This window comes from Salinicola lusitanus, from assembly GCF_038648475.1.
Classification (GTDB): domain Bacteria; phylum Pseudomonadota; class Gammaproteobacteria; order Pseudomonadales; family Halomonadaceae; genus Salinicola; species Salinicola lusitanus.
Map to the genome: position 1 here is coordinate 4,606,695 of NZ_CP151919.1, position 18,352 is coordinate 4,625,046.

At 64.5% G+C, this 18,352-nt stretch carries 18 protein-coding genes; 5 read left to right on the forward strand and 13 right to left on the reverse strand.

The features are described from left to right. Nucleotides 1-154 precede the first annotated feature (154 nt). The 7 genes from AAGT95_RS20820 to AAGT95_RS20850 form a co-directional block, all read right to left on the reverse strand. Complete coding sequence (locus AAGT95_RS20820; RefSeq protein ID WP_110598984.1) at nucleotides 155-802, reverse strand: glutathione S-transferase family protein; 648 nt, start codon at nucleotides 800-802, stop codon at nucleotides 155-157. 66 nt (nucleotides 803-868) lie between these two features. Further along, nucleotides 869-1,408 (reverse strand): carboxypeptidase-like regulatory domain-containing protein, encoded by a 540-nt coding sequence (locus tag AAGT95_RS20825; RefSeq protein ID WP_110598560.1) that lies wholly within the window; start codon nucleotides 1,406-1,408, stop codon nucleotides 869-871. Between the two features lie 112 nt (nucleotides 1,409-1,520). Next, nucleotides 1,521-3,974, reverse strand: coding sequence for a membrane-bound PQQ-dependent dehydrogenase, glucose/quinate/shikimate family (locus tag AAGT95_RS20830; RefSeq protein WP_110598561.1), 2,454 nt, complete (start codon nucleotides 3,972-3,974; stop codon nucleotides 1,521-1,523). A 106-nt stretch (nucleotides 3,975-4,080) separates the two neighbouring features. Then, on the reverse strand, nucleotides 4,081-4,605 hold the full coding sequence (locus AAGT95_RS20835; RefSeq protein WP_110598562.1) for a retropepsin-like aspartic protease family protein: 525 nt from the start codon (nucleotides 4,603-4,605) through the stop codon (nucleotides 4,081-4,083). Beyond that, entirely contained in the window at nucleotides 4,598-4,867 is a 270-nt protein-coding gene (locus tag AAGT95_RS20840; RefSeq protein ID WP_110598563.1) for a DUF3253 domain-containing protein, read from the reverse strand. Before AAGT95_RS20840 ends, AAGT95_RS20835 begins: the two co-directional genes overlap by 8 nt. A gap of 6 nt (nucleotides 4,868-4,873) precedes the next feature. Then, the gene (locus tag AAGT95_RS20845; protein ID WP_110598564.1) at nucleotides 4,874-5,497 is read right to left on the reverse strand and encodes a YbhB/YbcL family Raf kinase inhibitor-like protein; all 624 of its coding nucleotides are present in this window, start codon (nucleotides 5,495-5,497) and stop codon (nucleotides 4,874-4,876) included. A 153-nt stretch (nucleotides 5,498-5,650) separates the two neighbouring features. Then, complete coding sequence (locus AAGT95_RS20850; protein ID WP_342595011.1) at nucleotides 5,651-6,349, reverse strand: extensin family protein; 699 nt, start codon at nucleotides 6,347-6,349, stop codon at nucleotides 5,651-5,653. Between the two features lie 243 nt (nucleotides 6,350-6,592). Between AAGT95_RS20850 and AAGT95_RS20855 the strand changes: the two genes are divergently transcribed. Both AAGT95_RS20855 and AAGT95_RS20860 read left to right on the forward strand, forming a co-directional pair. Then, nucleotides 6,593-7,369: an EAL domain-containing protein gene (locus tag AAGT95_RS20855; protein ID WP_110598566.1), complete on the forward strand. Its 777-nt coding sequence runs from the start codon at nucleotides 6,593-6,595 to the stop codon at nucleotides 7,367-7,369. Between the two features lie 78 nt (nucleotides 7,370-7,447). Continuing rightward, a complete protein-coding gene (locus AAGT95_RS20860; protein ID WP_162302600.1) occupies nucleotides 7,448-8,788 on the forward strand; it encodes a GGDEF domain-containing protein in 1,341 nt (446 codons plus the stop codon). A 33-nt stretch (nucleotides 8,789-8,821) separates the two neighbouring features. Here AAGT95_RS20860 and madM read toward each other — a convergent pair whose 3' ends face one another. The 4 genes from madM to AAGT95_RS20880 all read right to left on the reverse strand — a co-directional run bounded on the left by madM (nucleotide 8,822) and on the right by AAGT95_RS20880 (nucleotide 13,077). Beyond that, nucleotides 8,822-9,583, reverse strand: a complete 762-nt coding sequence (madM, locus tag AAGT95_RS20865; RefSeq protein ID WP_110598568.1) for a malonate transporter subunit MadM — start codon at nucleotides 9,581-9,583, stop codon at nucleotides 8,822-8,824. Between the two features lie 14 nt (nucleotides 9,584-9,597). Beyond that, nucleotides 9,598-9,999 (reverse strand): malonate transporter subunit MadL, encoded by a 402-nt coding sequence (gene madL, locus AAGT95_RS20870; RefSeq protein ID WP_110598569.1) that lies wholly within the window; start codon nucleotides 9,997-9,999, stop codon nucleotides 9,598-9,600. A 143-nt stretch (nucleotides 10,000-10,142) separates the two neighbouring features. Next, a complete protein-coding gene (locus tag AAGT95_RS20875) occupies nucleotides 10,143-11,681 on the reverse strand; it encodes a malonate--CoA ligase (RefSeq protein ID WP_110598570.1) in 1,539 nt (512 codons plus the stop codon). 31 nt (nucleotides 11,682-11,712) lie between these two features. Further along, a complete protein-coding gene (locus tag AAGT95_RS20880; RefSeq protein WP_240612298.1) occupies nucleotides 11,713-13,077 on the reverse strand; it encodes a malonyl-CoA decarboxylase in 1,365 nt (454 codons plus the stop codon). Nucleotides 13,078-13,280: 203 nt separating this feature from the next. Between AAGT95_RS20880 and AAGT95_RS20885 the strand changes: the two genes are divergently transcribed. Next, nucleotides 13,281-13,955, forward strand: a complete 675-nt coding sequence (locus AAGT95_RS20885) for a GntR family transcriptional regulator (protein WP_110598571.1) — start codon at nucleotides 13,281-13,283, stop codon at nucleotides 13,953-13,955. An 87-nt stretch (nucleotides 13,956-14,042) separates the two neighbouring features. On the opposite strand, the gene AAGT95_RS20890 is transcribed toward AAGT95_RS20885, so the two are convergent. Then, nucleotides 14,043-14,213, reverse strand: a complete 171-nt coding sequence (locus AAGT95_RS20890; RefSeq protein WP_167404614.1) for a hypothetical protein — start codon at nucleotides 14,211-14,213, stop codon at nucleotides 14,043-14,045. Nucleotides 14,214-14,414: 201 nt separating this feature from the next. Then, entirely contained in the window at nucleotides 14,415-16,049 is a 1,635-nt protein-coding gene (locus AAGT95_RS20895; protein WP_110598572.1) for a BCCT family transporter, read from the reverse strand. 192 nt (nucleotides 16,050-16,241) lie between these two features. Here AAGT95_RS20895 and AAGT95_RS20900 point away from each other — a divergent pair, with 192 nt between their 5' ends. Continuing rightward, on the forward strand, nucleotides 16,242-16,889 hold the full coding sequence (locus AAGT95_RS20900) for a thermostable hemolysin (RefSeq protein ID WP_110598573.1): 648 nt from the start codon (nucleotides 16,242-16,244) through the stop codon (nucleotides 16,887-16,889). Beyond that, nucleotides 16,882-18,348, forward strand: a complete 1,467-nt coding sequence (locus AAGT95_RS20905; protein WP_342595012.1) for an AMP-binding protein — start codon at nucleotides 16,882-16,884, stop codon at nucleotides 18,346-18,348. Before AAGT95_RS20900 ends, AAGT95_RS20905 begins: the two co-directional genes overlap by 8 nt. Nucleotides 18,349-18,352: the final 4 nt, after the last annotated feature.

The following is an 18,352-nucleotide window of genomic DNA, read 5'->3' on the forward strand; positions in this document are numbered from 1 at the left end:
ATTAAACAGCATCATACCCGAATTGTTCCCTTTGTAACCCAGTATCGCTGGCGGCCAAAGTACCTTGGGTTGGAATCCTCCGGGAGCGCACCATCAAGATGCCCGTCGTGACGCCATGCAGGGTGTCGCTCCTGGCGAATTTCTTAGCGCGGGATCAGTAAGTCAGGCGTCCGTAAAGTTCGCCGAAGGGGCGCATGACGTGGCGTTGATAGTGGGGGCGCTGCTGCAGCCGTCGATACCACGCTTCCACGTTGGGCAGCGACGGTCGCGGTATCTCGAGTTCGAAGTAACGGTAGAGCGTGGTGCCGGCCGGAATATCGGCCAATCCCAGCCGATCTCCGCTGAGGAACGGACTCTGGGCCAGGCGCTCGTCGAGGAGGCGGTAGAGCCGGTCGCACTTGGCCAGCGAACGTTCGATGGCGACATCGTCATGCTGGTCGCCCGGCGTGCGATAGAAGCCCCAGAAGATACCACCAAAGAAAGCCGGCTCCAGTTCGGACAACGACCAATCGAGCCAGCGATCGATCAGCGACTGGGCGGCCGGAGAGGCGCGCCGAAAATCCTGTCCGCCATGCGCCGAAGCCAGGTAGCGAAGGATTGCGTGCGTTTCCCAGACGATGGTCTCGTCCTCTTCGATGACGGGAATCCGCCCGTTGGGATTCATCGCCAGAAACGCCTCGTCGTCCAGGCCGCCCTGCTCTCCCCCCGCCGGTCGATGGGCGTAGTCGAGTCCCAGTTCGTCAGCCAGCCACAGCACTTTCTGGACGTTGTATGAGCTCTCGCGCCCCCAGATCGTCAACATCGTTCGCCCCTCCGGTTCACGGCCCGTCTCTCGCGCCGTCTCGACCTCCATTTCCCGTCGCCGACCTCAGCGGCTCAAATCCACATCCCGGGTCTGCCCCTCGCCGAGTTCGATCTGCTTGATGATGATCGGACTGCGCGAGTTGCCACCGGGAAGCAACACGCTGCCGGCGACGTAGAAGACACCGGCGGGGATGCCGCGCACGACGAAATAGCCGTTGTCGTCGGTCTTGGCGTAGTGCGTGTATTCCCGGGCCCGTGGGTCGGCAGGTTCGATCTTGCGCCCCGAGAGCGCCACGTCGGCGGCTTCGGCGGCATAACGGGTCGCGGGCGCTACCGATACCGTCTCGCCGGCACCGATCAACGTCTGGCCGGCGGAGGTCTCGTAGGTCAGACGCCCCTGCACGGCAGACGTCCCTTTTTTCTCCAGCTTCGCGTACTCGTCGGCCGGAAAGGGGATCTGGCGCTTCACCACGGTTTCATCGCTGTCGGCACCACCGAAGATATCGGGCATCTGAAACGATCCCGTCGAAAGGCTCTCGCAGCCCGCCAGCACCAGCGTCACCGTCAGCGCCAAAGCGCCGAGCCGAAGATTTCCCGCCACCATCGATTCTCTCCTTGAACATTGACGCTGGTCGTCAGCGTCACGAGCCTCATCCTGCCTGCCAATCGGGCAACAAGTTCGCAAGCCGTCATTACCATGACGCCATGCCGTTCGCTCACGGCAGCGCGTCCCGAGGCAATGCATAAGCCACGACATAGTCCCCCATACGGGAGCCGAAAGTCCCGTGCCCGCCGGCCGTGACGACCACGTACTGGCGGCCGTCCCTGCCCCGGTAGGTCATTGGCGTGGCCTGTCCGCCTGCGGGGAGCCGGGCTTTCCAGAGTTCGCGACCACTGGTCAGGTCGTAAGCCCGCAGATATTGATCGAGCGTGCCGCTGAGAAAACTGACGCCACCGGCGGTGGTGATCGGCCCGCCCAGCGCCGGGACGCCGACGGCCAACGGGATCGGCAGGTCGAACGGCATGCTGTCTCTCGTGGTGCCGTTGCGATGTTGCCAGACCACTTCACGACTGCCGAGATCGATCCCCGCGACCTGGCCCCAGGGCGGCGCCTGGCAAGGCAGGCCGAGTATCGACAGGAACGGCCCCAGTTCGACGGCGTATGGCGCCCTTCGATTGGGTCGAACGCCCTGCTCGCTGGCGGACGCCTCCGGATCGTCTTCGCCGTCGCGGGGGATCAGACGCGAGACGAAGGCGAGATAGTTGGGGCTGGTGAACATCGCCTGACGCGCCGGATCGACGGCCACTCCGCTCCAGTTGAAAACGCCGACATTGCCGGGATAGACGAGACTCCCGTTCAGCGACGGCGGCGTGTACTGCCCTCGATAGTCGAGAGCGTGGAACTGGATGCGGCACAGCATCTGATCGATCGGCGAGACGCCCCACATGTCGCTGCCGGTGAGTGGCGGCGGCAGCAGGTTGAGTGTCGAACGCGGCTGGGTCGCCGCGGTGAAGTCACCCTCGACCGCACCGCTGGGCGCCTTGACCTCCTCGATCGGCACGATCGGCTCCCCGGTCCCCCGGTCGAGCACGTAGAGGCTGCCCTGCTTGGTCGGTTGAATCACCGCCGGCAACATGCCGTCGGGCGTCTGGAGGTCGAGCAGGACCGGCTGGGCGGGAGTATCCATGTCCCAAAGGTCGTGGTGGACGAACTGCTGCCGCCAGCGGACCCCGCCGGTGGCGAGACCCAGCGCCACCAGTGCCGCGCCGTAGGTCTCGTCATTCTCGTCGCGATCGGCACCGTACGGGTCCGGCGTGGCGTTGCCGGTCGGCAGATAGACCAGTCCCAGGCGCTCGTCGACGCTGAGCGGCGCCCAGGCATTGGGGGAGTTGCGGGTGTAGGTCGCCTCGGGCGCAATGGGAGCGGTGGCTTCCGGATTGCCGCTGTCCCAGTTCCAGACCAGCTCTCCCGTACCGACATCGTAGGCCCGGACGACCCCCGAGGGCTCATCGGTGGAGCCGTTGTCGGTGACGTGACCGCCGATGATGACCAAGTGTTCGGTGACCACCGGCGGCGACGTGGCGTAGTAACCGCCGGGCGCGAAATCGCCGATATTGCGCGTCAGGTCGACTTCGCCATCGACCCCGAAACCGGGACAACGCTCGCCGCTCTGGGCGTCCAGCGCAATCAGCCTGGCATCGGCCGTCGGCACGAAGAGTCGTCGCGGGCACATCACGTCCGTCTGGCCAATCGACGGCACTCGCGGCGCGACGGGGCCTTCGTCGCTCCCGGCAGCGCCACCCCCGGTCGCGACGCCACTCCCCGCCGTGTCGGCGTAATCGGATACGTCGTAGTAGGCGACACCGCGACAGGTCATGTGCGCCCAGCCAGAGAAATCGTCGGCGCCCATCCTGCTGAGCTCGGGATCGAAGGTCCATCGGACGTCGCCGGTTTCCGGTGACACTGCTATCACTCGGCTATGGGAAGTACACAGAAAGAGATTGTCGCCCACCTTCAGCGGCGTGTTCTCGTTGGTAATCTCCGGTGGCGAGGTGGACGTCGCGATGTCACCGGTTCGAAGGCGCCAGGCTTCCTGGAGCCTGCCGACATTCGCCGGCGTGATCTGGTCGAGGGACGAGTAGTGGGTACCGGCATTGGTGCCGCCGTAGGCGGGCCAGTTCTCTCCTGCCACCTGCGCCTCGTTGATCACCTGCGCCCTGCGTTCGGGATCGAGTCGTCCCTCGATGGTGCCCGGCGCGATGAACTGCGCGACCACCGCGATCCCGATCGTCAGGCCGACGGCCAGCGCCAGCGCGCCGCTTCCCAGCGGAGAGGCCACCGGCTTTCTCCACCACGGCAACAGCAGCACGATCCCGAGCACGCAGGGCAGCGCGACCCGCGGCGCCAGTTGCCACCAGTCGAATCCCACCTCCCACAGCGACCAGGCCAGCGTCGCCAGCAGTACCATCGCGTAAAGCAGCAGTGCCGCCGGATGGCGACGAATCAGCAGCCCGCCACTGGCCAGGAGGCCGAGACCGGCGAGCAGATAGTAACCGCTGCCCCGCAGGACGATCAGCCAGCCCCCGCCCACGACCAGGATCAGGCCCACGACCACCATGACGGCGCCCAGCACCCAGGCAGCGAGCCGATACGGTTTGCGTGCGCTCATGTCGATGGCACTCCCCTCGCTGGCAAGCTCTCCCCGTGGGGACATCGATGTCGCTCGAGTCCGGGGATCTTTTTCCAGTACCGCCGAATTCCCAGTATGGCTCAAATCAAGGGTCTGGCGGGCCGACGATCATCTGACTGCCGCGTATCTGAATATCGAACCGGCCCAGAAAGCTCATGCCGAGCAGCACCACGTCGTCGCCGATACCCGCATGGATCGAACCGGGCACCTGTCGGGCGGTCAGCCCTCCCAGCCTCACACTCTCCAGCGTGGCCAGATTGCCGCTGACGCGACCGTTGGCCGTGGTAAACATGACCTCCGGCCCAGGTTCGATCTGCAAGGTGCGGGCGAGAGACTGCGAAAGCGAGACGTAGGTGGCGCCGGTATCGATCAGGAACGTCACCGCCTGGCCATCGACCTCCCCCGGCGCCACGAAGTGGCCCTGCGCATTGCGCTCCAGGGTGACCGGCGCCTGATGCTCGAACGTCGCGGTCGCCAGTTCCGCGTTGGGATGACTACGCCGCTGTTCCACTCCACGAAACCACCAGCCCGCCAACAGCAGCAGGAGCACCCAGAACAGCACCATCATGCCGACGCCGGTGCGGCGGACACCTCGCGCGTCGTCATCCATCGCGATCGGCCGGCAACTGCAGCCGGATCGCCCCGCGCCAAGCCTCTTCCGGCGACAGTGCCCGTCCCCGCTGGAGCACAGCGAGACGCCCCTCGCGGGCCAGCTCGCGCGAACTGGCCCGTATCGGCGCCATCAGGGGGCGCCAGTCGTCATCCAACTGGCGCGCCACTTCCGAGGGACAGAAGGTCTTGGCGGAACCGCGCGATTCGGCCATGGCCAGGATCGCACGGCGCAGCGTCGCCGGGTGGGGTGACGACGCCATGACGACTCAGCGCAGGTCCGGGTTGAGCGTATAGGTCCCGGTGACGCTGGATTCGGCCAGGACGTGACCGGCCATCGCCTCGCGGACCTGTTCACCGGTGAACTCGCCCGCCAGCCCCAGCGTGGGGATGTCCAGCGCGAACAGGCTGAACGTGTAGCGGTGGACGATCTCGTCGTTCCACGGCGGACAGGGACCGTCGTAGCCACCGTAGACACCCGCCATGTCGGGATCGCCGGCCAGGAAACCGGTGTAGCCGTTGATGCCGCTGATCCCCTTGGCGGTCTGCCCCGGCGGTTTCCCCTTGGGCACCACGCCGTCGGCCATCTCGCCTTCCTCCAGCAGGTTGACTTCCGCCGGGATGTCGACCAGCACCCAATGATAGAAGTCGACTCGCGGCAGTTCCGGCGGCAACGTCTTGCCCTCCTGGTTGACGTCATCCGCCACGCCGGGAACGTCGGGGTCGGTCACCAGCATCACGAAGCTTCGCGTCCCCGATGGCGCGTCCAGCCAGCGCACTTCCGGATTGCGATTGTCGCTGAGGCGCATGTGCTGCTCCGGATCCGGGACGGCAAAAGCGAAGGTCGCCGGGATCGGTTTGCCCTCCTCGACACCCTTGATGGTCAGACGCATGGACTACTCCTCTCGGTGGAAAAACAGGATCGGGCGGCAGCGAACGCCCCGTCACTATCGATGACAAGCGCATCCGCGAGAGATACCGACAACCTTAGGTCCCCGCGAGGTTTTTGTCATGACCGAAGCCAGCGAAGGCGTCGAGCGGACCGATTAGCGACAGAACGAGATACCTCGCATGCCGAGATGAAAATGGTTGGCATGGGCGGCATTGTAGTCGGGCCCCAAGGTGGTCCCGAAGTAGTGGCAGGCACCCTTCTGGGCCTCCTCGAGGAACCGGCCGCGTTCACCGCCGTCCCGCCAATCGTCGAGCACGCTGATGCTGCGACCATCCTCCAGCCCGAAGGCGGCGACGTCCAGCGCCGACGCCGTGGCGTGCTCGCTTCGTCTCGCGTTCTCCCGGTGATAGATGTTGCGACAGGCGAAGGAGCCATAGTGGCGGACGCTGGCGACCCGCTCGCCGAAGATCCGCTGCGACAGCGGTTGCAGCTCGTGCTGCTCGAACATGGTCCAGGCCAGGGCCAGGGGGCAACTGGCGACGAAACTGGCATTGAACCGGACCTGGGTGTGATTTACGCGCACCACGTTCTCCAACGGACAGCCGGCGACCGGCGTGTAGTCCGCCAGCGGGGCGTAACGAATGTCGGGGGCGGTATCGAGCGCCGCCAGACAGGCGTCGCGATCTCCGGAGAGCGCCTTCAGCTTCCAGCGAGTGACTGGCGTCACGGGGTCGCTGACGACCAGTGGCGCCAGCGGATTCCACTCCCGCGGGATCTGCCAGACGCCTTTATCCAGCGCGACGCCCAGCGCGATCAGCAAAATATAGAAGAGGGTAGCCGGAGACGGTTTCATAGACCTCGCGAATTGGGAAAGAGAGTCGTCATCGGGCGGTAGTACTCGAGAGTGTCTTTTCCAGGCGGCACGACCGTCGGCGATCTGCGACGATCCTCGCATCAGGATTCACACTTACCTACCAAATCACTGCTATTCGATCATAGTCATCTATTCTAAGCTTAGTTAACTTGTCAGGACCGCAATGGAGTGCGTTGCTGGCAAGGCTCATCATGGCAGTGCATGTCGTCAGGGAGGACAACAATGCCGGGTTGCGCCAGACACGATAACGTCTGCGGACGCTGCGATGCGCCGCTGGATTTCGATTTCACCATGGCATTCCAGCCGCTCGTCGACATCGACGAGGGCCGCGTCTATGGCTACGAAGCCCTCGTCAGAGGTCCCGAGGGAGAGTCCGCCGCAGCCGTGCTGGCCAAGGTCGATGACAGGACACGCTATCGTTTCGATCAGGCCTGTCGTGTCAAGGCGATCGAAATCGCCCATCGGCTGAACGCGCGGGGCGTGCTGTCGATCAATTTTCTGCCCAACGCCGTCTATGAACCCGAAGCCTGTATCCAGGCGACGCTGGCAGCTGCCGAGCGCGTCGGATGGCCGGTCAGTCGACTATGTTTCGAGATCGTCGAAAGCGAGAGCGTCACGGATCGGCGCCACCTGCAGAAAATCGTGGCCAGCTACCGTGCCATGGGCATGAAGACGGCACTCGACGACTTCGGCACCGGCTACGCCAACCTCGATCTGCTGGCCGAGATCTCGCCCGACATGCTGAAGATCGACCGCCAGTTGATCAGCGACATCGATGCCTCACCCCGAAAACAGATCGTGATCCGCCATCTCGTCGACCTGGCGCGCCATCTCGACATCAAGCTGGTCGCCGAGGGCATCGAGACCTTGGAAGAGGCTCGCTGGCTCTATCGGCACGGTATTGCAAGGCAGCAGGGATACTGGTTTGCCCGGCCGGTCGCGGAACGGCTACCCGTCTGCCCGGACTCGCGCTTCGCGCTGGTCAAGGGACGGTACTGACCGTCGCAGGACGCTCGGCAGCTCTATTCACCGTAGGAACTCACGGTACCCTGGCTCATGGTTGCATCGAAAAGACGATTGTCACGACAGGCGCGTCCCTCGACGCCGGATGGTCTGGACACGCTGGATATCGCGGCACTGATCTACCGGCTCGACAGCGGCGTACCGCTACTGGTCGACGCCAATGCAACGGCAAAACGCCAGTTGCGACTGGACGACCGCTTCCCCATGGCCGACCCCTGGCAGTGGCTCGATGCCGGACGGCATCCGGCCGCGGGCCGGGATCACCCCGCCCTGCTGAGTGTCGCCGTCGACGATTCACGACAATGGCACAGTTTCTACATCCGCCAGCACCGTCAGCCACCGCTGGCCGTGAAGCTCAAGGTTTCCTCGCTCGGGGCGCCTGGCGATACCGAGTCCTCACGCCACGTCTTGATCGCCATCGGCGAGGTGGCCGCTGACGACGCCACGGCAAACCTGCTGCCCCGGCACCAGCCCCAACTGCGTCAGATCCTCGAGAACCTGCCCATGGGCGTGTGCACGATCGATGCGGGCGGATATCTGCGCCAGGTCAATCGCGCGTTCTGCGAGTTCTTCGGCTACGCGGAAAACGAACTGCTCAACGCCCACTTTCGCAAGCTGCTACCCCCGCAGAGTCGACAGGCCGCGGAAAAACGGCATGCCGCCAGCTTTCCCCATGCCTTGAACCAGCGCCACTCGCTGGAGGTGAGGCTTCACGACGGTACCCCCCGCACCGTGATGCTCGAGGACACGGTCAGCCGTGACGAACGGGGCAACCCCCAGCGAGTCGCCTTTCTGGTCGACATCACCCAGCGGCGCGACGTCGAACGTCGGCTGGAAGAGAAAAACCGGCGTCTCGAGTATCTGGCGACACGCGACGACCTCACAGGTCTGCACAACCGTCGCATGGGCGGGGAGTTGCTCGAGCAGGCGCTGGAGCGCGGCAAGCGGGTTGGCGACAGGATCTCCGTCGCGATGCTGGATCTGGATCACTTCAAGGCGATCAACGATCGCTATGGCCACGCCGTCGGCGACACGGTGCTGAGGGAGTTCAGCCATTTCGTTGCCGGCGCGCTGCGCTCCAGCGACACCCTGATTCGCTGGGGCGGAGAGGAGTTCCTGATGATCCTGCCGGGCATCGACCGCTTTTCGGCACAGGCGACGGTGAACCGTGTGCTGGGCCAGCTCCGCCATCAAGCCTTGAGTACACTGGACCTGCGCGTCAGCTTCTCCGCGGGTGTCGGCGAACACCGCCACCAGACTTCCAAGGGATTGCTGGAGGAGATCGACCTGGCACTCTATCAGGCCAAGTCCGCGGGTCGAGGCTGCGTCGCCATCGCTCCGGTCCCGGCGTCCCGCCCGGGCAGGTGTCTCAACCGGGCGTTCTCGTCGCCTTAGTGGAGCGGCCGGCTCCCGCCGGCCACCCTTGTCTCAGAAGATCGCGCGTACGGCCAGAAACAGCACCGTCGGCGCCAGCAGGATGCCGAGCCCGGTGTAGAACGTCGCGGTCATCGCCCCGTAGGGCACCAGGCGCGCGTCAGTGGCGGCCAGGCCAGCGGCCACGCCACTGGTGGTACCGATCAGGCCACCGAAAATCATCGCCGAGCGCGGATTGTCCAGGCCGATCAATCTGGCCGTCAACGGTGTCGCGATCATGGTGAGAATCGATTTCACCAGACCGGCGGCGATCGACAGCGCGATCACCTCCGAACTCGCGCCCAGGGTGGCACCGGTCACCGGCCCGACGATGTAGGTCACCGCGCCGGCCGCAATGGTGGTGATGTCCACCGGGTCGGTGTAGCCGAAGCCGATCGCCACGGCGGCACCGGCGACGAACGACACCAGCACGCCGAGGAACAGTGCGATCACGCCGCGCAGGCCAGCTTTCTTGATCTCCTGAAAACGCACGCCATAGGCGGTGGCGATGATCGCCAGGTCCCGCAGCATGCCGCCCCCCATCAGGCCGAGGCCGGAAAACAGCGTGACGTCGGAGAGCCCCTTGCTGCCGCCGGTGGACACGCCACCGACGTACGCCAGTGCCAGGCCGATGATGATCGCGATCGCCGAGCCGTGCAGGCGCCCAGCGGTCAGATGCCGACTCAGCCAATAGGCGATGTACATGGTCAGACCGACCACTGCAAACGCAGCGATCAGGTGATACTTGTCGACCAGGGAGACGATGGAGTCGTTCATGTCGGTATCCTCTCTCAGTGGCCGCTAGGGGTGGTCGGGGCCGACTCGAGCGGGCTCGCGTCGTCGACTTTCTTGCCGGTCAGCACCGGTACCAGCGCCAGCCCCAGCACCACCGCCAGGACGCCGGCGAGAATCGCCACCATGCCACCGCTGAAGGCCGCGGCCACGTTCTGGCTCGCCGCCATAGCGACGACGATGGGAATGTACATCGCGTTCCAGAAGTTGATGCCACTTTCGGTCGTTTCCGGCAGCTTGCCGCGATCCTTGAGATATCCGGTCACGAAGATCAGCAGCAGCATGGCGATACCCACGCCACCCAGGTTGGCATCGATTCCCAGCATCTGGCCGAGTACGTCGCCGATGATCAGCCCGGCCAGCATGCAGCCGGCCAGGAGTGCTACACCGTAAATCACCATCGTTATCACCTCATGGGGCGTTATTGTCGAGAATGGTCATGATTAGCCCGGTTATCGGAGCTTGGCGTGTGTCGAGACAGCCACTCACGCGTGGCTGTGGTGCCGCGTTACCCACGCGGCGGGGCCATCAGTGAAACGACAGGCTACTTGCCGACCGTTTCGGCACTACGGTAGATATCGGCATAACGGTCGCGCAGTGCGTTCTTCTGCACCTTGCCCATGACATTGCGCGGCAGGCTGTCGATGAAGAACACGCGCTTGGGCTGCTTGTAGCGAGCCACCTTGTCTTCGAGCGCCGCCAGCACCTGGGATTCGTCGAGCGACTCGCCGGGTTTCAGCACCACTGCGGCAGTCACGCCCTCGCCGAGATCGGGATGGGCCACGCCGATGACGGCCGACTCGGCGACCTGCGGCATCTCGTCGATCCACTGCTCGATCTCTTTCGGATAGACGTTGTAGCCGCCGGAGATCACCAGATCCTTGTCGCGCCCGACGATCTGCAGGTAGCCATCCGCATCGATCAGGCCGAGATCGCCGGTAATGAAGAAACCGTCGCCGCGGAACTCGGTGGCGGTCTTTTCCGGCATGCGCCAATAGCCCTGGAAGACGTTCGGGCCGCGAACCTCCACCAGTCCCGTCTCCCCGGCCGCCAGAGTCTTGCCGCTCTCGCGGTCGGTGATACGTACCTCGCTGCCCGGCAGCGCGAAACCGACCGTGCCCGGGCGGCGCTCGCCGTCGTAGGGGTTGGAGGTGTTCATGTTGGTTTCGGTCATGCCGTAGCGCTCGAGAATGGCGTGCCCGGTTCGCTCGGAGAATTCGCGATGGGTTTCCGCCAGCAGCGGCGCGGAACCGGAGACGAACAGCCGCATGTTGGCGGTCGTCGTCCGGTCCAGGCGCGGGCTGGCGAGCAGGCGGGTGTAGAAGGTCGGCACGCCCATCAGCACCGTCGCCCGCGGCATCAGGTCGAGCAGTTGCTCGGGGTCGAGCTTGGGCAGGAAGGTCATCGACGCGCCCACGGTCAGGACGATATTGCACGCCACGAACAACCCGTGGGTATGGAAGATGGGCAGCGCATGCAGCAGATGATCATCGGCGCTGAAGTGCCAGGTCTGCGCCAGCGCCTGGCTGTTGGCCGCCAGATTGCCGTGGCTGAGCATCGCCCCCTTGGAGCGCCCGGTGGTGCCGGAGGTGTAGAGAATCGACGCGAGCTCATCGGCTGCGAGTTCGACAATGCTCGTCTCCTCCTCGGCGCGCGCTGTCAGCTCCATCAGAGATCCATCCGCCTCGCTGCCCAAACTCTCGACGGCCGGCACACCGCAGCGTCGCGCCAGCTCCCGTGCGGTCTCGACATCGGCCGGACGACACACATAGAGCCGCGGCTCGGCGTCGGTCAGGAAGTACTCGACCTCGGCTTCGGTGTAGGCGGTGTTGAGCGGCAGATAGACGGCCCCCGTCTGCAGACAGGCCAGATAGAGCATGATCGCCTGCGGGCTCTTGTCGACCTGGACGACGACCCGATCGCCCCGCTCGACCCCGAGATCGAGCAACACCCGCGCCAGCCGCCGCGATGTGGACAGCACGTCGCGATAGCGATACGTCTCGCCACTCGGCGTGTCGATCAGTACCTTGTCGGGATCGCGCTCGAAGTTACCCGAAAACTGCAGATACAAGTTGTGATTCATTCCACCTCTCCTGCTTTGAATACGCGACCGATCAGGCGTCGGTGCGGGAGCCATGACGGCAACGTGAGCGCCCCTGCTTGGCATCGCGACGGATGTCGCTGGTGCAGACCACCGTGCCCTCGCGACTGAACGCTTCGTGGTTCTGCTCGATCCGGTCGAGCTCGTAGAGATAGTTGACCATCAGGCCGTGGGACTGGCGGCGGCCGTTCTCGGACGTGTCGCCGGGCCAGTTGAGGCGATGGAGACTGGCGCCATTGCCCAGATGAAAGCGAGCGACCGGGTCCAACGGCAGGCCATTGTCGCGCTTGGCGTCGATCAGGTAATGCGCCGCCAGGCCGCGCACCTCCGGCGTGAGTTTCTCGCGCAGTTTGGGGTTCTCGACCCAGCCTTCGGCATCCAGACCGTCTGCGACCTCATCGCTCAGCTGGCAGGCGCCGCTTTCACGCTCGGCCGCCAACCACTTGGCAAAACCCGGCACCGGCGACAGCGTCACGAACTTCTCCAGGTTGGGCAGTTCGCGCTTGAGCTCCTGAACCACCTGCTTGATCAGGAAGTTGCCGAACGAGATACCCCGCAGGCCAGCCTGGCAGTTGCTGATGCTGTAGAACGCGGCCGTATCGGCCTCTTCCGGGCGCACGTCGTCGCCCCCTTCGAGGATCGTCTGGATACTGTTGGGAATGCCCTTGCACAGCGCCACTTCGACGAAGATCAGCGGCTCGTCTCCCGTGGCCGGGTGAAAGAAGGCGTAACAGTGACGGTCCTCCGGGTCCAGGCGGCGGCGCAGGTCCGACCAGTCGCCGATCGCGTGCACCGCCTCGTAGTGAATGATCTTCTCGAGCACCGCCGCGGGTGTGTTCCAGTCGATGCTCTCGAGCACCAGAAAACCGCGATTGAACCACGAGGCGAACAGGTGCTCGAAGTCGGCGTCCAGCGGCGCCAGCTCGGGGTGGGTCTTGAGACAGCGCAACAGGTCCGCGCGCATCTTGACCAGTTCGTAGGTGCCGCCGGGGCACAGATTCAGTCGGCGCAGCAGATGCTGTCGTCGCGGCTCGCAGGCGGAGAACAGCCGCTGCAGACTGGCGTTGTCCCCAGTATCGCGATACGCCGCATAGGCTTGATGGATGGCATCGGGCTCGGCGGCGTAGCGCTCCCCCAGCAGTTGGAAAAATGCGACACGGTCGCTGTCATCCAGCGAGGCGTAGCGCTCCAGCGCCTCCTGGGCGATCAGGATCTGCGAGGCTTCACCGCCGGGGTGCATCAGCGTCTCGCACACCGAGGTCAATCTCGCCAGACTGCTCGGCTTGTCGCCGTCCTTGCCACCGAACAGGTACTGGCCTCGGGTTCGGCGGCCGATACTGGAGAGCAGATCCTGCAGAAAATTCATGTTGACGTTCATGCCGTCCCTCTCGGATCGGAGACTGAAGCTTCCACCGGTGCCGCGCGACGTCGCCGGTGAGCGTGAACGGAGCGAGACAGCGGGCCGGAACCCCATCCGATCGCGCGAATCGGCAACCGGCAGTTAACATACATGTCATCGCTCTGTTATATATAACAGTTATGCCCCCGCCGACCGGGTGTCAACATAGGAGAAAGTCTAATATGGCCCGCATCCCGCATGCCCAGCGGCTTCGCGACCTGCTCGAGGATGCCATCGTCGACGGCCATTACGCGCCGGGGGACAGACTGGACCCGGAAGCTCTGGCCAGGGAGTACGACTGCTCGCGCACCCCGATTCGCGAAGCACTGCAGCAACTGGCGGCGTCGGGCATGGTGCGCGTCCTGCCGAAGCGCGGCACCTTCGTCGCTCAACTGAGCGTCACCGAGCTGGTCGAGCGATTCGAGGTCATGGCGGAACTGGAGGGCATGTGCGCTCGGCTGGCGGCGCGACGCGCCACCCCCGAAGAGCTGGCGGCACTGCATCGCGCCCAGGCGGCCTGCCGGGCGTGCATGCGTTCGGGAGACGCCGATGGCTACTACTACGAAAACGGCATCTTCCATCATCTGATCTACGAAGCCAGCCACAACGACTTTCTTACCCAGGAAGCGGCCCGCCTGCATGCCATCCTGAAACCCTATCGTCGCCTGCAACTTCACGCCCGCCACCGCCTCGCCAGCAGTTTCGACGAGCACGAGGCCATCATGGCGGCGCTGGAGCGAGGCGAGGCCGACGCTGCCGAGGCCGCGATCAAGGCGCATGTGCAGGTTCAGGGGGAACGGTTCAACGATCTGGTGGCGTCAATGCAACGCCTGCAGGTCAGACGCCGCGAGGGCTAGCAAATCTCGCGACAGGGTGTTGCCGGCGCGGGCTCCGCGCGGAAGACCTGGGGATGGCAGGTCGGAGCCGAGCCGACCTCGAGCGGTTCAGAACAGCAGGGTGACAAGCAGCGCCGCGCCGCCGACGATCAGTGCCGTGACCACGAACAGGCTGACCAGCGCATCGAGCCATCGATCGATCCTGGAATCGGCAGACGCCACGCCGCGGCGAGTGGCGCCATGACGCGGTCGTCGGGAAGACTTCAAGGCCGGTGGCATGGATGAGCTCCGCAAGGCTTTATCATCTTATTAACGGCGGCATGAAGATGAAATCCAGTCACAAATTAGGCTGGTTCACGATTTTTCGCCACCGGCGCCAGATTCGCTCGGCGCTCCCCCGTGCGTTCCCGCCGTTCCGATCCAGCGACGAAAACGGCCCCGGTCCTTGCAGACCGGGGCCGGGACTCCCCACGCCGACGATCAGCGCGGATTGATGCGCCGGTTCTTGACGTCGGGGGCACGCCGATAGCGATCTTCTTCGCCCAGCTCCTCGGCCTCGAAGGCGTCGGCCCCGACCGGGGTATCGCTATGGCGCCGATAGAGTGCGGTCAGCATCGCCTTGCGATCGGCGCGCAGCTCCTTCAACGTCACGAATATCATCCCGTAGAGAATGAAGGTGAAGGGCAACGCCGCCAGCACCGAGGCCGATTGCAGCCCTTTCAGTCCGTTCTCGCCACCGGCGGAGAGCAGCGTCAGGCAGATCGCCGCGATCAGTACCCCCCAGATGATACGTTTCATCAGCGGCGGATTGAGCGAGCCGTTGTCCGTCATCTGCGACACGATGTAGGTCGCCGAGTCCGCCGAGGTCACCAGGAAGATGAAGATCAGGCAGAGTGCGACGACCGACAGTACGTTCGAGAACGGCATCAGGTCGAACATGCGGAACAGCGCCGAGGTGATATTGTCCGCCGTTGCCTGGGCAAGACCCGCATCGCTGTTCATCTCCATCTGAATGGCGGCACCACCGAAGACCCCGATCCACAGGCAAGCCAGCAGCGGCGGCACCACGAGCACCCCGAAAACATACTGCTTGATGGTTCGCCCGCGCGAGATTCGCGCCACGAACGTCCCCACGAACGGCGACCAGGCAATGACCCAGGCCCAGTAGAAGATGGTCCAGTTCGAGGCCCACTGACTGTCATCGTAGGGCGACATCCGCAGACTCATGCCGATGAAGTTCTGCAGGTAGTCGCCGATGCCCAGCGTGATGGTCTCGAGAATCGCGATGGTAGGCCCCGTGAACAGGACGTAGAACATCAGTGCGAAGCAGATGATCAGGTTGAGGTTGGACAGGTTCTTGATGCCCTTGTCGAGGCCCGATGTGGCCGAGATCATGTAGCAGATGAACATCGCGCCCATGATGATGAACTGCCACATCATGTTTTCCGGCACATCGAACACCGAGTGCAGGCCACCATTGATCTGCAGTACCGCCAAGCCGATGGAGGTCGCCACGCCCATCACCGTTGCGACGACCGCGAAGATATCGAGGACCGGCCCGAGACGGCGCAACTTCGGGCGTTTCGCGGTGACCGACGAGAGTACGTTGGAGACCATGCCCGCCTGGCCCTTGCGAAACTGGTAGTAGGCGATGATCAGACCGACGACCGAAAACGCCGCCCACTGGTGAATCCCCCAGTTGAAGAAAGCGTACTGAATCGCGTAACGAGCCGATTCGGCGGATTCCGGTTCCACGTCACCATAGGGTGGCGTCATGTAGTGCGTCATGGGCTCCGCCATGCCGTAGAACACCAGGCCGACCCCGAAGCCCGCCGCGAGCAGCATGCTGACCCATGAAAAGAAACCGTAAGTCGGTTTGCTGTCCTGTGGCCCCAGGCGAATCTTGCCGTACTTGCTGAACGCCAAGCCGACCAGAAAAATGACGAATCCGAACACGGAAATCAGGTAGAACCACCCGAAGTAATGTGTTGTCGCCCCCAGTGCCGCATTGGCGATATTTCCAAATCCTGTCGGGAAAATCGCGCCTATGGCCACGATCGCCGCGATCACCACCGCCGAGACGATGAATACGCCTTGCTTGCCGAGTTTAGGCATGTCGTCCCCTTTTGATTGTGCTGATTTCCTTCGACGTCAATAGTGTAGACGACCCCGCCGCGCTCTGCGGAAGCCCCGGCCGAGCGCCTGGTCCGGACGGGGCGAAAGATTCCCCCACCGGGTTCCAGCGTAAGACTTCGTTAAGCCCCTGCCCCTCAATCTAGCCTCCGTCAACTTGTCGGAGGGCTATCGATGTCGGGTTTACCTGCTTCAGCAGCGAACACCGTATGGCGTGAAAGCCGCGGCGACCGGGAGCGCGCCACGCTCGAGAACTTCATCGCCGACACCTACCGGCAGCAGCATGGTGCGTCGATCGGCCAGTTCGCGCCACGACTCTACGGGCTCTGGGAGCGCGATGAATTGCAGGCTGCCGTGGGCGTCCGTCGCGCCGACGCCTCCCCGCTCTTTCTCGAGTGCTACCTGGAAACGCCCATCGAGCAGGCGCTCTCCGCGGTGCTGGAGCAGCCGGTGGAGCGCACCGCACTGGCAGAGATCGGCAACCTGGCGGCACGCCGCCCGGGCATGACGGTCGCGCTGATTCGCGCCCTGATCGATTCGCTCGTCGCCGAGGAGTGCCGCTGGCTGGCATTCACCGCGACGGCGACGGTGCGCAACGGTTTTCGACGCCTCGGTCTCGACGTTCACCGTCTGGCGGACGCCGATCCGGCCCGGCTGGGCGACACCCAAGGCGATTGGGGCAACTACTACCTGCATCGGCCCTGGGTCATGGGTGGCGACCTGATCGCCGCCTGGCACCGTCTCACCCCGAGCCACGGCCGCTCCACCACCACCACCGTGCCAGCCGCGGCCCCGCATCTCAAGGACATCGATCATGCGTGAGCGCTTTCTGGACCATCTCCGGGCGCTGGGAAACGAGGATGCGAACCGCATCGCCCTGGAGGATGAAACCCGGTCAATCCGCTACGGCGACCTGATGCCGCTCGTCGACTCCCGGGCACGGCAGCTGCGCCGGCTCGGCAGCCAACGTGTGGGGTTGGCGCTGGACAATGGCATCGACTGGGCGCTGTGGGATCTGGCGATGATGCAGGAAGCCATCGTCAACGTGCCATTGCCAGGCTTCTTCACCCCGGCGCAGTTGACCCATCTGGTTGACCAGGCCGGTATCGATACCCTGATCGGCCCCGGATCACTGGCGAGCGTACTGGGCTTCGATGCCACCCCGGATGCCGACGCCATGCTCTGGCGGCGTCGCGGTGTCTCGCCACCGCCGAAGCTGCCCGCGGGCACCCACAAGATCACCTTCACCTCGGGCACCAGTGGTACGCCAAAAGGGGTCTGTCTGAGCAGCGACAATCAGCTCACGGTCGCCGAGAGTCTCGCCGGTATCGCCGCTAGCGTCGACGTGCGCCGTCACCTGGCGGTACTCCCGCTGGCGACGCTGCTGGAAAACATCGGCGGCATCTATGCGCCGCTATGGCTCGGGGGCAGTATCAGCCTGCCATCGCTGGCCGCCCTGGGCTGGCAGGGCGCCAGCGGCTTCGACAGTGCCAGTGGCTGGCGGGTCATCAGTCGCCAGGCGCCGGACAGCCTGATTCTGGTGCCGCAGTTGCTGTCGGCGCTACTCACCCGGCAAGGCGATGCCCCCATCGGCTTTGGCCGCTTCTTCGCCGTCGGCGGGGCCACGGTGTCGCCAGCGCTGCTGGCGCGCGCGGAAGCCGCCGGTTGGCCGGTATTCGAGGGCTACGGCCTCTCCGAGTGCGCCTCCGTGGTCACGCTCAACCGTCCCGGTGAACGGCATCCCGGCAGCGTCGGACGCCCCCTGCCTCACGTCGAGGTCAGACTGGCCGACGACGGCGAGGTTCTGGTCCAGGGCAATGTGATGCTGGGCTATCTGGGTGACAGCGCGCCGGCGCCGACCGTCTGGCCCACCGGCGATCTGGGGCAGTGGGACGGCGATGCGCTGAGACTCAAGGGCCGTCGTCGTCAGGTATTCATCACCGCCTACGGACGCAATGTCGATCCGGCCTGGGTCGAAGCCGAACTGACCGCCGAACCCGCGATTGCCCAGGCCTGGGTAAGCGGTGAAGCACAGTCTTTCAACCGTGCCTTGCTGGTACCGCGGGGCGACTGGGTCAACGATCGCCAGATCGAGGACGCCGTGGCCAGCGCCAATGCCCGATTGCCCGATTACGCGCGTGTCTCGCTGTGGCAACGCAGCACTCCCTTCACCGCGCAGAACGGTCTGGCGACTGCCAATGGTCGGCTGCGCCGTGACGCCCTGAACGCGCATTACCACACCTGGCTGACCAGCCCGTTACATCCATCGGCGGATGCATAGGCCA